The organism is Cryobacterium sp. Hh38 (assembly GCF_004403235.1).
GTDB classification, from domain to species: Bacteria; Actinomycetota; Actinomycetes; order Actinomycetales; family Microbacteriaceae; genus Cryobacterium; species Cryobacterium levicorallinum.
The window spans coordinates 354,431-372,843 of the sequence record NZ_SOHD01000042.1 but is presented as its reverse complement, the minus strand read 5'-3'; the positions used below and the strand labels follow the sequence as shown (position 1 = coordinate 372,843).

19 protein-coding genes are annotated in these 18,413 nt (G+C 65.8%); 8 read left to right on the top strand and 11 right to left on the bottom strand.

From position 1 onward, the window contains the following. Positions 1–88 precede the first annotated feature (88 nt). On the top strand, positions 89–2,203 hold the full coding sequence (locus tag E3T41_RS15855) for a S9 family peptidase (protein ID WP_134479334.1): 2,115 nt from the start codon (positions 89–91) through the stop codon (positions 2,201–2,203). Positions 2,204–2,205: 2 nt separating this feature from the next. After that, on the top strand, positions 2,206–4,878 hold the full coding sequence (locus E3T41_RS15850) for a DEAD/DEAH box helicase (protein WP_134479333.1): 2,673 nt from the start codon (positions 2,206–2,208) through the stop codon (positions 4,876–4,878). Positions 4,879–4,947: 69 nt separating this feature from the next. On the opposite strand, the gene mgrA is transcribed toward E3T41_RS15850, so the two are convergent. The 6 genes from mgrA to E3T41_RS15820 form a co-directional block, all read right to left on the bottom strand. Further along, the gene (mgrA, locus tag E3T41_RS15845; RefSeq protein WP_134479332.1) at positions 4,948–5,973 is read right to left on the bottom strand and encodes an L-glyceraldehyde 3-phosphate reductase; all 1,026 of its coding nucleotides are present in this window, start codon (positions 5,971–5,973) and stop codon (positions 4,948–4,950) included. A gap of 69 nt (positions 5,974–6,042) precedes the next feature. Then, complete coding sequence (locus E3T41_RS15840) at positions 6,043–6,831, bottom strand: glycosyltransferase family 2 protein (protein ID WP_092448800.1); 789 nt, start codon at positions 6,829–6,831, stop codon at positions 6,043–6,045. Continuing rightward, positions 6,828–8,252, bottom strand: coding sequence for a PIG-L family deacetylase (locus tag E3T41_RS15835; protein WP_134479331.1), 1,425 nt, complete (start codon positions 8,250–8,252; stop codon positions 6,828–6,830). Before E3T41_RS15835 ends, E3T41_RS15840 begins: the two co-directional genes overlap by 4 nt. Then, positions 8,246–9,250, bottom strand: coding sequence for an acyl-CoA dehydrogenase family protein (locus tag E3T41_RS15830; protein WP_134479330.1), 1,005 nt, complete (start codon positions 9,248–9,250; stop codon positions 8,246–8,248). Before E3T41_RS15830 ends, E3T41_RS15835 begins: the two co-directional genes overlap by 7 nt. A 36-nt stretch (positions 9,251–9,286) precedes the next feature. Next, a complete protein-coding gene (locus E3T41_RS15825; RefSeq protein WP_092448803.1) occupies positions 9,287–9,775 on the bottom strand; it encodes a Dps family protein in 489 nt (162 codons plus the stop codon). Between the two features lie 144 nt (positions 9,776–9,919). Next, the gene (locus E3T41_RS15820) at positions 9,920–10,207 is read right to left on the bottom strand and encodes a hypothetical protein (RefSeq protein ID WP_092448804.1); all 288 of its coding nucleotides are present in this window, start codon (positions 10,205–10,207) and stop codon (positions 9,920–9,922) included. Between the two features lie 139 nt (positions 10,208–10,346). Here E3T41_RS15820 and E3T41_RS15815 point away from each other — a divergent pair, with 139 nt between their 5' ends. Next, positions 10,347–10,904 (top strand): MOSC domain-containing protein, encoded by a 558-nt coding sequence (locus tag E3T41_RS15815; RefSeq protein WP_104133248.1) that lies wholly within the window; start codon positions 10,347–10,349, stop codon positions 10,902–10,904. Between the two features lie 177 nt (positions 10,905–11,081). Here the strand turns inward: E3T41_RS15815 and E3T41_RS15810 are convergent, their stop codons facing one another. Together E3T41_RS15810 and E3T41_RS15805 are read right to left on the bottom strand one after the other, a co-directional pair. Then, on the bottom strand, positions 11,082–11,906 hold the full coding sequence (locus tag E3T41_RS15810; RefSeq protein WP_166791596.1) for a DarT ssDNA thymidine ADP-ribosyltransferase family protein: 825 nt from the start codon (positions 11,904–11,906) through the stop codon (positions 11,082–11,084). Positions 11,907–12,093: 187 nt separating this feature from the next. Then, positions 12,094–12,774 carry an HAD-IA family hydrolase gene (locus E3T41_RS15805; protein WP_134479328.1) on the bottom strand — a complete coding sequence of 227 codons (681 nt, stop codon included), beginning with the start codon at positions 12,772–12,774 and terminating at the stop codon, positions 12,094–12,096. A 139-nt stretch (positions 12,775–12,913) separates the two neighbouring features. Here E3T41_RS15805 and E3T41_RS15800 point away from each other — a divergent pair, with 139 nt between their 5' ends. Next, positions 12,914–13,657 (top strand): sulfite exporter TauE/SafE family protein, encoded by a 744-nt coding sequence (locus tag E3T41_RS15800; protein WP_134479327.1) that lies wholly within the window; start codon positions 12,914–12,916, stop codon positions 13,655–13,657. A gap of 20 nt (positions 13,658–13,677) precedes the next feature. On the opposite strand, the gene E3T41_RS15795 is transcribed toward E3T41_RS15800, so the two are convergent. Together E3T41_RS15795 and E3T41_RS15790 are read right to left on the bottom strand one after the other, a co-directional pair. After that, positions 13,678–14,439 carry an endonuclease/exonuclease/phosphatase family protein gene (locus E3T41_RS15795; protein ID WP_241991201.1) on the bottom strand — a complete coding sequence of 254 codons (762 nt, stop codon included), beginning with the start codon at positions 14,437–14,439 and terminating at the stop codon, positions 13,678–13,680. Between the two features lie 115 nt (positions 14,440–14,554). Beyond that, entirely contained in the window at positions 14,555–15,874 is a 1,320-nt protein-coding gene (locus E3T41_RS15790) for a short-chain fatty acid transporter (RefSeq protein WP_134479385.1), read from the bottom strand. Between the two features lie 207 nt (positions 15,875–16,081). Here E3T41_RS15790 and E3T41_RS15785 point away from each other — a divergent pair, with 207 nt between their 5' ends. After that, complete coding sequence (locus E3T41_RS15785; protein ID WP_134479326.1) at positions 16,082–16,681, top strand: histidine phosphatase family protein; 600 nt, start codon at positions 16,082–16,084, stop codon at positions 16,679–16,681. Between the two features lie 227 nt (positions 16,682–16,908). Here the strand turns inward: E3T41_RS15785 and E3T41_RS15780 are convergent, their stop codons facing one another. After that, positions 16,909–17,199: a hypothetical protein gene (locus tag E3T41_RS15780; protein ID WP_092448811.1), complete on the bottom strand. Its 291-nt coding sequence runs from the start codon at positions 17,197–17,199 to the stop codon at positions 16,909–16,911. Positions 17,200–17,260: 61 nt separating this feature from the next. Here E3T41_RS15780 and E3T41_RS15775 point away from each other — a divergent pair, with 61 nt between their 5' ends. From E3T41_RS15775 to E3T41_RS15765, 3 genes are all read left to right on the top strand, one after another. Continuing rightward, positions 17,261–17,557, top strand: coding sequence for a hypothetical protein (locus E3T41_RS15775; protein ID WP_092448812.1), 297 nt, complete (start codon positions 17,261–17,263; stop codon positions 17,555–17,557). Positions 17,558–17,606: 49 nt separating this feature from the next. After that, positions 17,607–17,879 carry a glutaredoxin domain-containing protein gene (locus E3T41_RS15770; RefSeq protein WP_092448813.1) on the top strand — a complete coding sequence of 91 codons (273 nt, stop codon included), beginning with the start codon at positions 17,607–17,609 and terminating at the stop codon, positions 17,877–17,879. A gap of 67 nt (positions 17,880–17,946) precedes the next feature. Then, a complete protein-coding gene (locus E3T41_RS15765) occupies positions 17,947–18,270 on the top strand; it encodes a hypothetical protein (RefSeq protein ID WP_092448814.1) in 324 nt (107 codons plus the stop codon). The last annotated feature ends 143 nt before the right edge of the window (positions 18,271–18,413 follow it).

Below are 18,413 nucleotides of genomic sequence, written 5' to 3'. Positions count from 1 at the left end.
ACCGCGAAAGCGAGAAAATAGCTGCTTCAGCACACCCGAAGCAACCTTTTTCCCGCTCTGGCGAGACGCGGCAAACTACGCTGGGGGGATGACCTTTGGCCCGATCACCCCTCCCCTGGCAACCAAGAAGCCGCAACGCCGCGAGCACCACAATGACGTCTACGTCGACGATTACGAGTGGTTGCGCGACAAGGACAGCCGCGAGGTCATCGCCCACCTCGAGGCCGAAAACAGCTACACCGCGGCCCGCACCGCCACCCAGGAACCACTCCGGCAGCAGATTTTCACCGAGATCAAGAACCGCACCCAGGAGACCGACCTGAGCGTTCCGGTGCGTCGCGGCGCCTTCTGGTACTACACCCGGACGGTCGAGGGCCAGGAATACGGCATCCACTGTCGCGCACCGATCAGCGGCCCGGATGACTGGGCGGCGCCCGTGCTCGGCACCAACCAGAGCGTGCCCGGCGAGCAGATCCTGCTCGACGACAACGTCGAAGCCGCCGGCCACGAGTTCTTCTCGCTCGGCAGCTTCGACCTCAGCGACGACGGCACTCGGCTGCTCTACGCCGTCGACGTGGAGGGCGACGAACGCTACACGATTCGGGTGCGCACCATCGCGACCGGCGAGAACCTGCCAGACACGATCGAAAACACGAGCGCCGGCGCCCTGTTCGACCCGAGCGGACGCTACCTCTTCTACACCACCGTCGACGACGCCTGGCGCCCGGACACCGTATGGCGGCACGAAATCGGTGCCGCTGAAGTCGCTGACGCCAGCATCTTTCACGAGCCCGACGAACGATTCTGGGTGGGCGTCGGCATCACCCGCAGCCGCAAATTCCTCATGATCGAGGCCGGATCCAGCGTCACGACCGAATCGTGGGTGCTCGACGCGAGCGACCCCACCGGCGACTTCGCCGTGGTCTGGCCGCGCCAGGACAACGTGGAATACGATGTCGAGCACGCCGTGATCGCCGCGGAAGACCGCCTGCTGATCGTGCACAACGGCGGCGCGGCCGTCAATTTCGAACTGGTCAGCGTCGCAGCCGCAGACCCGCAAGGCGAAAAGCGGATGCTGCTGCCGCACGACCCGCAGATCCGGCTGGAAAGCGTCGATGCCTTCGCCGACTTTCTCGTCGTGGAGTACCGCCGCGACGGCCTCACCCGCCTCGCCATCGACCGACACGACGCGAGCGGCCTGACCGAGCTCGACTTCGACGAACCGTTGTTTGCCGTCGGTTCAGCCGGCAACCCGGAGTGGACCCAGCCGACCCTGCGGTTTGGCTTCACGAGCTTCATCACCCCGTCAACGGTCTACGACCTCGTCGTCGCGACCGGCGAACGACGCCTGCTCAAGCAGCAGCCCGTGCTCGGCGGCTACGATCCGGCGCTCTATGAGCAGCGCCGCGAGTGGGCGACCGCCGAGGACGGTACCCGGGTGCCGATCTCGCTGGTCTACCGCCGCGACCTCGTTACGCCCGGAACCCCGGCGCCGACCCTGCTCTACGGCTACGGATCCTACGAGCACAGCATCGACCCCGGCTTCGGCATCGCCCGGCTCAGCCTGCTCGACCGCGGCATGATCTTCGCCATCGCGCACGTGCGCGGCGGCGGCGAACTCGGCCGCACCTGGTATGAAACCGGTAAAACCACGACCAAGCGCAACACCTTCACCGACTTCGTGAGCTGCGCCCGGCACCTCATCGACGCAGGCTTCACCACCCCGGCCCGGCTGGTCGCCGAGGGCGGCAGCGCCGGCGGACTGCTCATGGGTGCCGTCGCCAACCTCGCGCCCGAGCTGTTCGCCGGCATCCTCGCCGAGGTGCCGTTCGTCGATGCGTTGACCTCGATTCTCGACCCGTCACTGCCGCTGACCGTGATCGAGTGGGACGAATGGGGTGACCCGTTGCACGACGCCGCGGTGTACGCCTACATGAAGTCCTACTCCCCCGTCGAGAACGTGCGGAACGTCGCCTACCCGGCGATTCTCGCCGTGACCAGCCTGAACGATACCCGGGTGCTCTATGTGGAGCCGGCCAAATGGGTGGCCAAGCTGCGCGAGGTGGGAGCGGATGCCCTGCTCAAGACCGAAATGTCAGCCGGCCATGGAGGAGTCTCCGGTCGGTACAGTGCCTGGCACGAACGCGCGTTCAACTACGCCTGGGTGCTCGACACCGCCGGCCTGAACATGCCCGAGAGCTAGAAATGTCAGAGGGCACCCCAGCCTGGAAGCGGCTGGTTCTGCCGGGGGAACCGCCGGCATCCGCTGGTCTGCGCATCGGCAATTTTGGGCAGCCGAGACCGCTGGCCACGGGACTGAAAGTGCCGATGGGGCTGCAGTTCGAGCTGCGCGAGCAGACTCCGCGCACCAACGACCGCTGGCGCGGGCCGACCGCTAAACCGGTGAAGGCGCTCGTGGCCGGGCACGGCGACTATCGGCTCGGCGTTCGGCCGGTCATCCACAATGCGCAGGGCAACTGGGTGCGCAGCAACGTCACCTGGAGCCACCTCACTTTTCAGCTCAACCGGTTCAACCTCGACCCCGAACACCACCGCTGGATCTCCCAGTTCGCCGCCCTGTACAAGGCCGTGCGCGAGGTTTACACGAGCCAGGAAACCGACTGGATCTACCTCGACAACTTCACCAGCCCGCTGCTGTGGCCGCTGCTGCGCGAGGCCGAGCAGCTCGGCATCGGCTTCGTCGGCAACAAAAAAGACGTCGTCGTACGCATCGGTTCGCTCGCCGAAATCAGCCTCGACGCCTCGCAAACGGATGCTGCCGGCCCGCTGCTCCTGCAGTCCCGCCTGCAGATCGACGGCGTCGACCATCCGCTCGAGGCCGCCGGAGTCATCGCCGGCCACGGTATCTACAGCGTGCGCTTCGGCACGCCGACCGTGTTCACGCTCGCCCCGGCCGCCGGCCCGCTGAGCGGCGAACAGCGTCACCTGGTCGGGCAGGTCGAGGCGGCGAGCGTTCCCGCCGAAGACACGGTCGAGTTTCTCGGCACGGTCTACCCGGCCCTGCAGCGCACGGTCGCGGTCACCAGCATGGATTCCTCGGTGCGCTTTCCCGCGGTAATGCCCGACGACTTTGAGCGCACCGAAACGCCCCACCTCGTGATCACGACGGTCGAGACCGACCAGCGCGACTGGTTCGACCTCGGTGTGATCGTCACGGTCGGCACGATCACGGTGCCGTTCGGCCCACTGTTCAAGGCCCTCGCGAAGGGGCAGACCCGCCTGAAACTGGTCGACAACAGCTATCTCTCGCTGCAGAGCCCTGAGTTCGAGCAGCTGCACGAGCTCATCAACGAGGCCCGCGCGCTGCACGAATGGGAGACCGGCCTGCGCATCAGCCGCTATCAGGCCAGCCTGTGGAGCGATTTTGAGGATCTCGCCGATGAGACCGTTCCGGCCGTGTCGTGGCGAGCGGCCGCCGCCGGTCTGAAAGATCTGACCGGGATCGACCCGGTCGACCTCCCCGCTGGCGTGAACGCGACCCTCCGGCCGTACCAGCAGGAGGGGTTCGCCTGGCTCGCCTTCCTCTGGAAGCACCAGCTCGGCGGGGTGCTCGCCGACGACATGGGGCTCGGCAAGACCCTGCAGACCCTCGCGCTGCTGGTGCACGCGCGCGACTCGAGGCCGTTTCTGGTGGTGGCGCCGACATCCGTTGTCATGAATTGGCTGAACGAAGCCACCCGGTTCGCTCCCGGGCTGCGGATACGCACGGTGACGGCGACCGAGGCCAAAAGCCGCACGCAGCTCGCGGATGCCGCCGCCGACGTCGACGTGCTCGTCACCTCCTACGCTCTGTTCCGTCTCGACTTCGACGCATACCAAGCCCTGAATTGGGCCGGCCTCATCCTCGACGAGGCGCAGTTCGTGAAGAACCGCACCAGCCGCGCCTACGCCTGCGCAAAAGAGCTGAACACACCGTTCAAACTGGCGATCACGGGCACTCCGCTGGAGAACAACCTGATGGACCTGTGGTCGCTGTTCAGCATCGTCGCACCCGGCTTGTTCGCGTCCGCGCGCAAATTCACCGAGAACTACGTGCGGCCGGTGACCCTTGGATCGAGCCCGGAGCGGCTCGCCAAGCTGCGCCGGCGCATCCGCCCGCTGATTTTGCGCCGCACCAAAGAGGTCGTCGCCCGCGATCTACCGCCGAAACAGGAACAGGAAGTGCAAATCGCGCTGAACCCGGCGCACCAGAAGCTCTACGACACGTTCCTGCAGCGCGAACGGCAGAAACTGTATGGGCTGATCGAGGACCTCGACAAGAACCGCTTCATTATTTTTCGCTCACTCACCCTGCTGCGACTGCTGAGCCTCGACGCCTCGCTGGTCGATCAGAAGTATTCCGGCGTGCGCTCCAGCAAGCTCGACGCCCTGTTCGAGCAGCTCGACGACGTCATCGCCGAGGGGCACAAGGCCCTGATTTTCAGCCAGTTCACGTCGTTTCTGAAGCTCGCCGCCGCCCGGCTGGACGCTCTGGGCGTTCCGTACTGCTACCTCGACGGGTCGACGCTACGGCGCAGCGAGGTGATCGACCGGTTCAAGAGCGGCGCGACCCCGGTGTTTCTGATCAGCCTGAAAGCCGGTGGCTTCGGCCTCAACCTCACCGAAGCCGACTATGTTTTTCTGCTCGACCCCTGGTGGAATCCGGCGACCGAGGCGCAGGCCGTTGACCGCACCCACCGCATCGGCCAAACCCGCAACGTCATGGTCTACCGGATGGTCGCCACCGGCACGATCGAGGAGAAGGTGATGGCGCTCAAGGCCCAGAAGGCGCAGTTGTTCAGCGCGGTGCTCGACGACGACGCCCTGTTCAGCACCGCGCTGACCGCCGACGACATTCGCGGCCTGCTCGAGCCCTGACCGCCGCCCCTGGTCAGAGCGTCACCGCCACTTCCGTTGGCCGGCCCGGAAGAAAGCCGGCGGGAGAGGCTAGACGTCGCTTGAGGCTGACCACAGGTTGATGCCGTTGTCGACGGCATGCACGTCGATCGCGGTCAACTCCGCAGCGCTGAACTCGAGGTTCTTCAGAGCTCCCACGTTCGTTTCGAGCTGGGCGACCGACGATGCGCCGACGAGCGCGCTGGTCACTTCGGAGTTGCGCAGGACCCAGGCCAGGGCCATCTGGGCGAGCGACTGACCGCGCTCGACGGCGATCTCGGTCAACGCCCGGATGTGCACGAGCGCCTCGGTGCTCACCATGGACTTCTTGGCCGAACCCTCCCGCGCGACGCGGGAGTCCGAAGGGATTCCCCCGAGGTAGCGGTCGGTGAGCAGCCCCTGCGCCAGCGGCGAGAACGCAATGCAACCCGCTCCGATGTCTTCGAGGGTATCGAGCAGATCGCCCTCAACCCACCGGTTGAACATGGAGTACGAGGGCTGGTGAATCAGCAGCGGTGTGCCGAGGTCGGCCAAAATCGCCGCGGCCTGGCGGGTGCGCTCCGGCGAGTACGAGGAGATCCCGGCATACAGGGCGCGGCCACTCGTGACGGCGGTGTGCAGCGCGCCCATCGTCTCTTCGAGCGGGGTGTCTGGATCGGCGCGGTGGGAGTAGAAGATGTCAACGTAGTCGACGCCCATGCGGCCGAGCGACTGGTCGAGGCTCGAAAGCAGGTACTTGCGGCTGCCGAAGTTTCCGTAGGGGCCCGGCCACATGTCGTAGCCAGCCTTGGTCGAGAGCACGACCTCGTGACGGTGGGCGGCGAAGTCTTCGCGGAACAACTGACCGAAGTTCGTTTCGGCTGAGCCGTACGGGGGGCCATAGTTGTTGGCGAGGTCGAAGTGGGTGATGCCGAGGTCGAAGGCCCGGCGCAGAATGGCCCGCTGCGTTGCGAGCGGCTTGTCATCGCCGAAATTCTGCCACAGTCCGAGGGAAATGGCGGGAAGTTTGAGGCCGCTGCGTCCGACGCGACGGTAGGGCATGGACTCATATCGAGAGTCATTGGGAAGATAAGTCATTCGATTATTCTTCCACTTCCAGGCCACGCCACGCCACGCCAGAGGCTTGTACGAAAGCTCGCCTGCGAATCAGTGCGCCACTTCAGTGTCAGCCCAATCGGGTTTGATGTGTTCGCGCAGGTACTCGGCGAACCCCGCCGGGGCTCGGCCGACGCGTCGTCCCGAGGTCAGCACCGGAATCAACGCCGTGCGTGCCTCGGCGACCCCCAGTTCACGCAGGGCTGCCACGAGAAGCCTGTCTTCATCGCAATCGACCGGCGCAAATTCGCCGGCGGCCAGGTACAGATCAGCCCGCACGCCCAGATTGCCTCCGTGAACGTGCGGATGCCCCTCACCGATCATGTGCAGGGACTCCCAGTTCACCAGCTCGTGGGCGGCCAGGTCGTCGTCGGGATGCACCGTTCCGAGCACCAGATCGACACCGTTGCGGGCAAACGCCAACTGGGTGATCAGCCAGTTCGGCGGCACGGCCGAGTCCGCGTCGGTGCTGGCGATCCAGATTCGCTCGGCTTGGCCATCACCCACAGCGGATGCCGCCGCACCCGACGCCGAGACCGCTTCCAGCCGGCGCAGCGCGCGCTGCACACCGAACCGACGCGCCACGCCGACGGCGCCGGCCTCAATTTCAACTCGGTCGAAGTCGGGCCAGAGTGCGGCGACTCGGGCCGATAAATCGGTGCACTGGTCCAGGACCAGCAGCACCGACACCGCTGGGCGGTCCGGCTGCGGCAGCACGGTGAGCGCGTCGATCGCCACGGCGAGTGCTGCCAGGGCGCGCGGCAGCAGGACCTCCTCGTTGCACACCGGCACCACGATGGTCACGAATTCGGGGCTCGACGGACTTGTTTGTACGCTCACGGCACGAGGCCGTCGCGCTGCGCGACCGAGAGTGCGGGCCGGGGTTCATACACCTCGAGCACGAAGTCGCGTTCGAGGTGATGCACGGTGCGCTGCAGCCCGACCACGTGGGTGAGCTGCGTGTGCACAGCATCGCCAGTGAGGGGACACTCCGCTACCGGGTGTCGCCAATGGCAGGCCACCAGAACCCCGTCGGGGGCGAGGCTGGCCCGGCAGCGCTCGAGCAGTCGCCGCAGGTCGGCACTGGAACAGTAATATCCGACCTCGGACAGCACAATCAGGTCGAACTCCCCCTCCGGCCAGTCCGCCGGAACCGTTCGCCGCTCAAACCTCACGCCGGGCTGGCCGGCGAGTCGCGCTCGTGCAATGCTGAGCGGCTGTTCGATCAGATCAATGCCGAGCACGGTGTCACACCGTTCGGCCAGCTCGGCCGTGAGCACACCGTTCGAGCAGCCGAGTTCGAGGGCTGCGCCGAAGCGCTGCCGGGGCAGCGCCGCGATCAGGGCGGCTCGTTTGCGCTTCTCGTACCAGCGGGTCTCGAACCCCCACGGATCCGGACCCGAGGAATAGATCGAGTCAAAGTACCCGGTCGTGAGCGTGTGATTCGGGTCGGCGGGTGCGGGGGCATCCGTTTGCGGGCGCGCTGGCGCTCCTCCGGATTTTTTCACGGTCACCTCGATGAGGGTCTCGAAGGTGCGCGTGAAATGTTCCTGAAAACCGGCCGGTAGGATCACTTCGTCGCCGAACGAATCCGACAACGGGCCGACCTGACTGCGATGCAGCGCCAAAGCGCGCGCCTTGGCCTTGCGCTCGGTCGGCAGCAGATCAAAGACGCGCACGGTGGAGTCCGACCAGATGGGGGCATCCGGGTTTGACCAGTGCCAGGCCCAGATCGGGTACTCGAACAGGCGGGCGCTGCGTTCTCGTGCGGCTCGGTCGGCGGCCGCGCTGGCTGCCGCATGATCCGGATGCCCATCGGCTCGCCACGGTGCCACCACCCAGGTCGACGCGTCCACGTCGCCGATCGCCTCGATGATCGCCCCGGCGGCCAGGTCGATGTGCTCGGCGAGTTTGCCGTCGGGGAGCTCGAGCAGGTGCACCTGCGCGTTCGGTGCCAGGTGTGCGAGAGCATCCGTCACTTCGATGCGGCGAATCTGGGCGAGTCGGGCCAGGTTGTGGGTCGGGGAGCTCGGGTGAGACGCCTCGCCGTTGCTGAGTACGATGACCACGATCGGCACGTCGAGCCCCGCAACGTGCGCGATCAATCCGCCAACGCCGAGGCTTTCGTCGTCCGGATGCGCCGCGACCACGACGAGACGGCCGAGCCCGTCCGTGCTCAGCGCGGCGAACCGGTCTGGCCAGTTCGCTGCCTCCCAGCTCTTCTCTGGTGTTCCGCCATCGAGGTTGTTGAATGTCACCACGGTGCACTCCCCTTCGTTACGAGCATGCGTCCCAACGCAGCGTCATCGTGCTCGGCATGGTGCTGGCGTACGTACAGCTGCAGATCGGCGACCCGCTGCGCGTGCCGATCGTTCAGGGCCAGCGGCGCCGGTCCGAGGGCATGCCCGATATGGAATATGACGTCTTCGGCCGCGCGGGCGACGATCCCGCGAAGCCGGGCGGCCAGGAGGGAACCGGCCGGTCCGTCGGCCTCGCCGGCATCGATCGCGGCCGCGGCCGCGGCCAGTGCCGTCGCCGCAGTGGTCACTGCCACGTCGACAGCGCCGAGATGGGCGAGCGCAATCTGGTCGGGGGCGCGCCCCTGGGTCGAGTCGTAGAGGGTGCGCGCCAGGCCGACGGCACCGCCGCACCACACGGCGGCGACTCCGATACCGCCCCACGCGAACCCAGGCCGGCGCAGGTACCAGCCCGCATCACCAACCGCATCGGCCCCAACACCGTCGAAATCGACCGGGCCGCTCGTCACCTGCGGCAGGCCGCGGGCGATCCACAGCTCGTCATGTACCGTAATGCCGGCCTGCCGCAGGTCGACGGCGAACAAGCGTCTGCCGTGGTCGCCGACGTGGGCGGTGACCAGCGCGTGAGTCAGCAGTCCCGCGAGGGAACACCACGGCTTGGTGCCGTCGAGCCGCCAGCGGTCGCCCTCTGGCGTCGCTGTGAGCACGGTGCCGGCGGTCTCCGCGGCGAACACGCCCCAGGTGTGATCGGACTGGGCGTCCTGGCCGGCCTGGGCGAGAATCGCCCGCGCATCGAGGTGCGCCTCGGCCACTCGTGCTGCCGTGAGGTCGGCCAACGCGAGCGTGCACAGCGTGTCGAACAGAACGGCCGTTTTTCCCTCCCCCGGGCGGGGAACGGATGCGAGACCGCTCGCCAGTGCAGTCGCCCGCTGCGCGTCACCGTTGACCTCTAACGCAGCGGCACTGAGCGGGCCCGGTGGAAGCTGCGATTCAAGCCTCATCACTCCCCCTCGACCCACGCGGCATCAACCGATGTGTTACGACACCCGCGAGGTGGATTTCAGTGCTGCGCGCTTGCGTGGTTTACGGTTCTCCGCACTGACCATCCAGGAATACTGCTCGAGCTTCTCAATGAACGCGTGCAGAATATCCGCGCTCGTGGGGTCTTCCTCATCGACCTCATCGTGCACCTTGCGAATATTGTCGACGGTGGCATCGAGTCGTTCGGTGATGAGCGTCACCGTCTCCGCCGTGTCGACTTCGCCATCGGGAAACTTGGGCAGATGGGTGGTTTTGGTGACCGTCTCGCTGCGGCCATCGGGCATGGCGTCGAGGGCGCGCATCCGCTCGGCTACTTCGTCGGAGAATTCGCGCGCATCGAGAATGATTTCGTCGAGTTGCAGGTGCAGGTCGCGAAAGTTCTTTCCAACGACGCTCCAGTGCGCCTGTTTTCCCTGCACGTGCAGCTCGATCAGGTCGACCAGAACGGACTGCAGGTTATTACTGAGTGTTTCTGAGGCTTTCATGGTGTCCTCTCAATTGGGGGGAATTTGACTCGAGACTATCTCACCGGAGGCGAATCCGGTCCAGAATTCCATCACTCCCATTGGGCGGCCGCTGACCCGACGTGTGGCCCCCGGTTTTCGGGCGTGCTGATGGCTGCCTGCCCGTCAGTCGCCTCGCGGCGGGCGCGGCTTGCTGTACTTCTTGTGTGCGGTCTGCGGAGCGGTACCGAGAATTCGTGCGATGTCGGCCCAGGAGCATCCGCCGTCGCGCATGGCGTTGACCGCCGCGGTCACCCGGAGGTTGACCTCCACCCGATCGCGCACCGCCCGTTCCAGTTCGCGTTCGAGAGCTCGGTACGGACGCGCAATGTGCGGGGCGACGTCTTCCGCGCGCGGAAAAACGGACGCGGATTCGTTGGGCTGGTCGTTATTGGCGGGCGCAACACTGGTCATTGAGAAACCTTTCCATTGATGCAATGTAGGCCTCGGGCGGTGCCGCGTCAACGGGTTTACACAGACACGGTGACGTATCCGGTTACAGGGCTGCTGGCATGCCTTCGAACGCGCGTGCGCCTGTGGCAGAATCGTCTGCATGACACACGACAAGCGCCCCGGCACGGTCGTTTCGGTCAGCCGCGACGACCTGCACCGGTTCAGCAAGCCGGCGGTGGGCAGCATCCGTTTGCTGGCTGGAATCGGAGTCGAGGGCGATTCCCACGCCGGAGTCACCGTGCAGCACCGCTACGCGAAGAAGCGCAACCCATTGGCACCGAACCTCTGCCAGGTGCACTTCATGGCCGCCGAGCTGTTCGACGACCTCGTGCCGACCGGGTATACCGTGACGCCGGGCGAGCTCGGCGAGAACGTGACCACCGCCGGAATCGACCTGATGACCCTACCGCTCGGCACCCGGCTGCATCTCGGCGCCGAGGCCGTGGTCTCGATCACCGGCATGCGCAGCCCATGCTCGCTCATCAACGGCTACCAAAAAGGCCTGATGAAGCAGCTCATCACAACGGATGCCGTCGGCACAGTGCACCGCCGCGGCGGCATCATGGGCGTCGTCGTCACCGGCGGGGTCGTGAACCCGGGCGACGGCATCCGGGTGGAGCTACCCGCCGGCGAACACGTGCCCCTCGGGGTCGTGTAGCAGGACCCATAGCCGGGGCATCCCGCGACCGGGCCCACGCCCGCATCCGCATCCGCATCCACATCCGCCCCCGGGCCCACGCACGCATCCGCCCCCGGGCCCACCTTAGGGAACGGGGCCCACGATAGAACATGGGCCCCGTTTCCGGGCCCGGGCCCCGGACAGAAAAGGGTCGGGCTACTCGGCGTCGGCGGAGGTGTGGAACCACGGCGGGTAGACCGCGACCTTGGGCTTGAACGCGCTTGCCTTCAGAATGCCCCGAACCGTCTCGCGCACATTGTCGTTGCAGACGCCGATGAGCGTCACCAGCTCCATTGGGACAGCATCGGGAACGAGCAGCTCGGCTTCGAGCATCATCGCGCCGTCGGCTTCGGCGCGGAGCGTCTGCAGCATGCGCTCGGCCGTGGCCGGTGTGGCACCGAACCGGGTGAGCGATCCGGCCGCATCACCGTTGGTGACGGCGACCAGGCTGGGAACGAGGGGGGTCTCGTCGTCGGTGGTGGAAGCATCCGTTACAGCGGCGAGCCCGTCGTTGATCTTCTTCACGGTGCTCACGAGCATGACGAAGGCGAAAGCCTCGGAGCCGTGGGCGTCGAGGGCGAGGCGCGGGTCGGTGGACTCGGCACGAATGCTCTCCCACACGGTCGCATTCGGCGACAGGAAGAACGGCACGTACTCTGCGACACTGCGTTCAGTGCCAGCGACGAGGGCGTCGCGACGCGATTCGCGCGTGGCGGGCGCCGAGATGTCCACGGCGGGTCGGGTGGTGAGCGCAGCGTTGGCAAACAGGTATCCGTCGCGCAGAATGGCGGCGAGGTTGCTGATGTGGGTGAGGTGGTACACGCGCTGCTCGTCGACGTTGTCGGTCGAAGCCTTCTCGGCGCGCACCGGGCGGGGAGCGCCGGCCACCCGAACCGGGCGAGCCGCGCGGGCGGGCGGTGTAGCCGCCGTGGGCAGCGGGTCGCGCAGGGACGACAGCTTGGGAGCGCGGGTCTTCTTCACCGGCACCAGGGGCTCAGTAACGACTTTGGGATAACACAGGGCGCACAATTTGCCCTCAAGTCCGTGGATGCATTCGTCGTCCAAGTGCCAAAACCTTTCTCTTCGCGTACTCGCGCCACCCGGAAAAGCCGAACGTGCATACCGCCTATCAACGTTACGTTCATTTGGGCCCGGGCGGTGACCGTTCTTAGCTTTTCGGTGACTCCACGTGAACGATCAAACCGTCAGGCGTGACCTCAATGCGCAGCGAGTCGAGCCCGGGCACGACCAGATCGGCGTCGAGCTCGGCGACTGGGTAGGTTCCGGTGACGGCGATCGTGGTGCAGCCGGCGGCGCGGCCGGCCTGCAGACCGGCGGGTGCGTCCTCGATTACCAGGCAGCGGTTCGGGTCTACGCCAAGCCGCGCCGCCCCCTCCAAAAACGGGTCGGGCTCGGGCTTGCCGTTCGGAGTGTCATCGATGGTCACGATCACCGCGGGTGCCGGAAAAGCGGATGCTGCCAGCCTCGCTTCGGCCAACGGCCGGGCGCAGGACGTGACGATCGCGCGCCGGGCTTCGGGCAGGCTCGTCATGAGCGCGGCGGCGCCGGGCAGCACGGTGATATCGTCCGTGTCGGCTGTTTCGAGCGCGAGGACGCGGGCAATGGCTTCGTCTACCCGGTCGGCCGGTACCAGTTCCTCGATAATGTCGCGCGCCGGACGGCCGTGGGCGGTGTCGTCCTTCGCCACTCCCCATTCACGCGCCCAGGCAGCCCAGGAGCGGTCGACCGCCGGCGTGGAGTCGATGAGGGTGCCGTCCATATCGAACAGCACGGCATCGAAGGTGCGCCCTTGCAGAACGTTCTCGGTGGGCAAGCTCGCGTGGGGCATCCACTGTCCTTTCGTCGATTTGTCGGGTGACTGCCGTGCAGCGGCCCCGCATTAACGGTAGCCCACGCGTCCGCGACGTCGGTTGGTGTGGTCTGGGCCGGTATCGTTGGGTGCAACAACCGAGCTGGGAGACCGTACCGTGTGGACGACCGTTCTGGTGATTGCGGCCGTGCTGATCGGCTCGAGCATGCAGCGCATCACCGGCATGGGGTTCGCCCTGGTCGCTGCGCCCTTTCTGGTCCTGCTGTTGGGGCCGATTGACGGTGTCATCGTCGTCAACGTCTGCGGGGCCCTTACCGCCGGGGTGATCCTGACGCGCGTGTTTCGAGACGTGGACTGGCGGCGCTACGGAATTCTGGCGGCCTGCGCCGTGATCGGCATCGTGCCGGGCTCCTACGTTTTGCAGTTCGTACCGGTGGCGTGGCTTGAGATCTCGATCGGTGTACTCGTGGCCGCCGGGCTGACCGTATCGGTGAATCTCGGCCGGGTGGTCGTGCGGGACCGGCTGAGTTTTCGCGTGATAGCCGGCATGACCAGCGGGGTCATGAACACGACGGCCGGCGTCGGCGGCCCGGCGGTGAGCATCTACGCGATCGCCACAGGCTGGCCGCAGCGGTCCTTCGCCGCGACCATGCAGCCGTACTTTCTGACCATCGGGCTGGCCTCGTTGTCGTCCAAATTCGCCCTCGGATCCGCCGGCGTGCCGGAGCTGCCCGTGCTGGTCTGGATTCTGATCGGGTGTGCCTGCATCGTCGGGCTCATCGTCGGCGACCTGCTGTCGCGGGTGATCGAGCCGCACGTAGCCCGCCGCCTGCTCGTGATAGTGGCGTACCTGGGGGCGTTTGCGACGATCGTGCGCGGCGTGCTCGAGCTGCTCGCCTGACCGCGCGAGACGCCGCGGGGCTAGATCGTGAAGTCGGCGCCTTCGACCGTGACGGACTCACCGGTAGCGGGATTGGCCAGGTGATGCGCGGCATCCGTTTGCATCGGTTGTTCGTCAGGGTAGGTAGCCGTCACCAGAATGGGCATGTGATCTGAGGTGCCCTGCGGAAGGGTCTCCACGTTGGTGATCGCCAGGCCCATCGAGGTTGCGAGGTCGAAGTGTCCGCGAAAGAACTTGTACCGGGTGTAGGTGCGGGTGTCGCTGAGGGTCAGGTCGTAACCGGACTGGTTGACCTTGTTGCCGAGCTTGCCCTGGAAGATCGGGTAGTTGTAATCGCCGACCATCAGGGTCGGCAGACCGGGGCCGAGCAGACTGAGCTCTTCGTGGGCGGTGCGAATCTGTTTGCGGCGCAGGGAGTTGAGCGCGGTCAGCGGCGCTGCGTGAAAGGATGCGACGACGAGCTCCCGCTGGGCGACGTTGTCGATCAGGCGGGTGGCGATCAGGCGCTCGTGTGCCGGCGCCGCCAGGTGATCATGCAGGGATTTCTTCAGCGCGAAGGCCTGCGTCTTGATCGCCGTGTAGCGGTCCCGGTTGTAGTAGATGGCCAGGCCCAGCCGGTTGCGCCGGGTCGCGTCGGCGAGGTGCAGAGTGCCGACCTCGGCCGGCAGGCCGATGGTGTTGCATTCCTGCAGGCAGAGAATGTTGGGACTGTAACGCTCGGACAGCGCGACCAGTTCGCCGCTGGCACGATTCTTGCGGAGGTTGTAACTAATGACCCTCATGGCACCCGTCTCAGACTTGATGGCTTTGAGACAAGCCTACGGCTCTCGCCCGCGTTGAAATTGAACTTCTATCGCAAATTGGGATATGCGCAGGCGGCATCCAGTCTGCGCCGGGTTAGCCGGCACCGACGATGAACATCGTCGCGATGAAGACCAGACCGGCCGCCAGAAAGGTGATCGTGGTGTAACCAAGAATGTCGCGCATTTTCAGCCCGGCGATCGCCAGAAGCGGAAGCGCCCAGAACGGCTGAAGCATGTTGGTCCACTGGTCGCCGTAGGAGACGGCCATGATGGCGACGGAGGGGTCAACGCCGAGCCGTTCGGCCGCGTCGAGCATGATCGGGCCCTGCACGGCGAATTGGCCGCCGCCGGAGGGCACGAAGAAGTTCACCAGTCCGGCCGCCAGCAACGCCATCACGCCAAACGTCGCCGGAGTCGACACGTTCACGAAGAAGTCAGAGAATACCCCGATCAGCCCGGATCCGACCATCATGCCGAGGATGCCGGCGTACAGCGGAAACTGCAGCAGGATATCGCCGACGTTGGAGGCGGCATCCTTGGTCAGCCGAATCAGTTCGAACGGGTTGCGCACCAGCAGGAATATGAGCGCGAGGAATGTCCAGTTGACGATGTCGAGCGTGAGGGTACCGCCCTCGACGAAGTGAACGACCAGGTAGGCGACGAGGGCGAGCCCCACGATCAGGGTCATTATGCGGCTGGCATCGAGCCGGTCAGCGGGCGTCACGACCGATTCCTCGGCGACCTGCTTATCGCGGGCATCGACCTCAAGCACGAAGATCGGGGCGTTACGCCGCGGGGCGACGAGGGCCAGCGCCAGCGCGACCACCACGATGGTGGCGACGGCCGCCAAAATATTCCACAGCGAGAATGTGGTGTCGCTGAGCGAAATGGTGCGCCCCAGTTGCTCGGCCAGGAAGGAGCCCTCGGTGGCGGCGGTGAGCGGTCCCGACCCGGAATATCCCATGTGCCAGATCACAAAGCCGGAGTAGCCGGCGGCAACCAGGAGCGGGAAGTGCACCGGAACGCCCTTCGCGCGCAGCTGAAAAGCCACCTCCTTGGCGAGCAGCCCCCCGACTACGAGGCCGAGGCCCCAGGTGATCAGGCACGCCACCGCGGCGATGGTGAAGACGAAAACGTAGGCCTGAAGCGCCGTGCGTGGCACAGCACCCAGACGAACCAGCAGCCGGTGCACCGGGGTCGTGTTGGCCAGAATGTGCCCGAGCAGCAGCACGAGGGCCATCTGGGTCATGAAGGCGAGCAGCCCCGCGAGACCGTCGCCCCAACTGCGCACGACATCGATCGGGCCGGAATCGGTGAGCACCAGGGCCAGAATCGCCACGATCACGGTCAGCACGATCACGAACACGAGCGCGCTCGGAATGAATCGTTCGACGAGCGAATTTATCGGGCGCATGAACGCAGCGGCTGGGCCGCTTGCGCGCTTCTCGGTGGCAGTTGACACGATGGTTCCCCCTGATTTGCTACAACATTGTGGCTCAGGGCGTTTGCACTGACGTATTAAACGTAGCAGGCGGGTCGTCCGTTCCCCCGTCGGGGCACCTGTGGCTGGGTCGAAACGTAGACTTGACCTGCCGCACAGCGGCAACCGCGAGGGAGCAGCATGACCCAGAACGACATCGTTCTTATTCGCCACGGGCAGACGGAATGGAGCATCTCCGGCCAGCACACCGGGCGCACCGACGTTCCACTGACCGATTTCGGCCGTCAACAAGCGGATGCCCTCGGCGAGATGCTGGACGGCCAGCATTTCGATCGGGTCTACTCCAGCCCGCTCGTGCGCGCCTGGGAGACCATGGAGCGGGCCGGGTACTCCAGCCAGGGCGTGGCGAGCGACGACGTGCTCGAATGGGACTACGGGGTCTATGAGGGCCGACGCACCGTGGACATCCGCTCTGAGATACCCGGCTGGACCGTGTGGGGTAACCCACTTGTGGGCGGTGAGACCGTCGATGAGGTGGGGGCGCGAGCCGACCTCGCGATCGAGGAATGCCTCGCCGCCGAGGGTCGTGTCGCCGTCTTCGCCCACGGACATTTTCTGCGTATCATGACCGCGCGCTGGATGGGCCTGCCGGCAATCGCCGGCAAGAACCTCAGCCTCGGCACTGCAACCGTCTCCACCCTCGGCTGGGAACGCGAGAACCGGGTGCTGCAGATGTGGAACGACGCCTGCCATCTGAGCTCGATGGACCCGGTGGTCTGACGCAGCACGGACCAATACCCCTAGTTCGGGGTAGGAAGATTCTTTGTGTTGAAACCGTTGTCGTTGGGGCGTGCGAACGGAACTTCGACCGACGTGTTCATGTTTCAGCTCTCTCTGGACCGGCAGCAGGCCTCGGCCCAGAACCTGACTTGGCAGGTGGCCGCGCCCGTCGAGCAAGCCACCGGGTGAGGACGTGGGTAACGTATTGTCCCCACGCCCTCGCCGGTTCAGCGCACCGGCACCCAGGTACCCTTCACGCGCTCGGTGATCAGGGACGCCCGCAACTCGGCGACGACGCGCAGGTCGGCCACCACGTGGGCGCCGATCCGCAGGGCCGACGCCGCGTCATCCGCTGTGAAACGCACGATGACCCGGGCCGCGCCGGCGACGATGGTGAGGTCGGAGGCCTCCACCGTGGTGAATTCGGCCGCCGCCGCTGCGGCCCGCGGCACGACCGAGGCGGGTTCCGTTCCCGGGTGCAGGGAGTCGATACTCATGGTGACGCGATAAGAAGGCATGGTTTCAGGGTACGGGTACTGCTTTACTGATTGGGTCCCTCATCCCCAAGTTCGGAGACCCATGACTTTCACGGCCACGATCGTTGCCCAGGTTCAGCGCACCAAGCCCGATGCCCTGTGGGCCATCGCGACCGCACTCAGCCGAGAGGTCAGTGGCACATCGGCCGCGGACGCGTTCATTGCACTGCCGGACGGCGGTCGGGTCGAGGTGGAGATTGCCAAGTTCGGCGAAAGCCTGCCGTTGGCGATCGACGTCGTCGATGCGCGCGGCGCGGCCGAGGCGCGGGCATCCGCTCAGAATATTCTGGACCTGCTGGAGCAGTCCACCGGTTGGCAGGTTGACCACCTGCACGACTGAAACGGATGTCCACCCGCGGCACACAGGCGCGCCGCCTAGGATCGTTAGCATGACTGAAACCATTGCCCCCGCTGCTCGCATCACGATGTATGGAGCCCAGTGGTGCGGCGACTGCCGTCGTTCCAAGTCACTGCTCGACCGCCTCGAGGTGGACTACGACTATGTCGACCTGCTGCTCGTCGAGGATGGCGCCGACCGCGCCCGCGCCATCAGCGGCCGCACCAACATTCCGGTCATTGTGTTTCCCGACGACACTCACATGGTGGAGCCGAGCGACGCCGAGGTGCGCACGAAGCTCGTAGCGCTCGGCCGCATCAGCTGAGCATGCCCGGCGACTGACCGGCTTCGTGCTACTGTCAAAAATCGCAGATACCAATGGGGGTCGCACCATGCACGCAATAACCGCCCAGCCGACTCGACGCCTTCCGCTCTCGTTGTGGGTGAGCATCGTTCTGTTCGTGCTGTACAGCGCTCTGGGCATCGCCGTCTGCGTGTCACTCCCGACCGACCCCCGCCTGCTGTTTGCGCTGCTGACCGTGTCGCCACTGTTGTTCATCGGCATGGTCGTCTCGGTGGTTGACATCGTGCGCACCCGCAAACGCGGCGACGCCGGGCAGACCTATACCCGGTTGCAGTGGGGTGGCCTCATCCTCGTGGTTGTGGCGATGCCGCTCTGGCTGGCCATTGCCATTCTGATCGTCTCGTTGATCTAGTGCCCTCCAAAGAGTTTTTCTACCGTTAACAGCCGGGTCCTGGCACGTCACCGCGAGCATTCTCGGCGACTGGATCAACAACTTGCCGTCGCGCGGCTGAGACGGTGGATCGCCGTCAACAAAGCGCTGGAGCACCCTCGAAC

What these genes read in the sequence shown, in the direction of transcription:
- E3T41_RS15855 (WP_134479334.1), top strand. Translation starts at nt 89, where the DNA reads ATGACCTTTGGCCCGATCACCCCTCCCCTGGCAACCAAGAAGCCGCAA.
- E3T41_RS15850 (WP_134479333.1), top strand. Translation starts at nt 2,206, where the DNA reads ATGTCAGAGGGCACCCCAGCCTGGAAGCGGCTGGTTCTGCCGGGGGAA.
- mgrA (WP_134479332.1), bottom strand. Translation starts at nt 5,973, where the DNA reads ATGACTTATCTTCCCAATGACTCTCGATATGAGTCCATGCCCTACCGT.
- E3T41_RS15830 (WP_134479330.1), bottom strand. Translation starts at nt 9,250, where the DNA reads ATGAGGCTTGAATCGCAGCTTCCACCGGGCCCGCTCAGTGCCGCTGCG.
- E3T41_RS15825 (WP_092448803.1), bottom strand. Translation starts at nt 9,775, where the DNA reads ATGAAAGCCTCAGAAACACTCAGTAATAACCTGCAGTCCGTTCTGGTC.
- E3T41_RS15820 (WP_092448804.1), bottom strand. Translation starts at nt 10,207, where the DNA reads ATGACCAGTGTTGCGCCCGCCAATAACGACCAGCCCAACGAATCCGCG.
- E3T41_RS15815 (WP_104133248.1), top strand. Translation starts at nt 10,347, where the DNA reads ATGACACACGACAAGCGCCCCGGCACGGTCGTTTCGGTCAGCCGCGAC.
- E3T41_RS15805 (WP_134479328.1), bottom strand. Translation starts at nt 12,774, where the DNA reads ATGCCCCACGCGAGCTTGCCCACCGAGAACGTTCTGCAAGGGCGCACC.
- E3T41_RS15795 (WP_241991201.1), bottom strand. Translation starts at nt 14,439, where the DNA reads ATGAGGGTCATTAGTTACAACCTCCGCAAGAATCGTGCCAGCGGCGAA.
- E3T41_RS15790 (WP_134479385.1), bottom strand. Translation starts at nt 15,874, where the DNA reads ATGCGCCCGATAAATTCGCTCGTCGAACGATTCATTCCGAGCGCGCTC.
- E3T41_RS15785 (WP_134479326.1), top strand. Translation starts at nt 16,082, where the DNA reads ATGACCCAGAACGACATCGTTCTTATTCGCCACGGGCAGACGGAATGG.
- E3T41_RS15780 (WP_092448811.1), bottom strand. Translation starts at nt 17,199, where the DNA reads ATGCCTTCTTATCGCGTCACCATGAGTATCGACTCCCTGCACCCGGGA.
- E3T41_RS15775 (WP_092448812.1), top strand. Translation starts at nt 17,261, where the DNA reads ATGACTTTCACGGCCACGATCGTTGCCCAGGTTCAGCGCACCAAGCCC.
- E3T41_RS15770 (WP_092448813.1), top strand. Translation starts at nt 17,607, where the DNA reads ATGACTGAAACCATTGCCCCCGCTGCTCGCATCACGATGTATGGAGCC.
- E3T41_RS15765 (WP_092448814.1), top strand. Translation starts at nt 17,947, where the DNA reads ATGCACGCAATAACCGCCCAGCCGACTCGACGCCTTCCGCTCTCGTTG.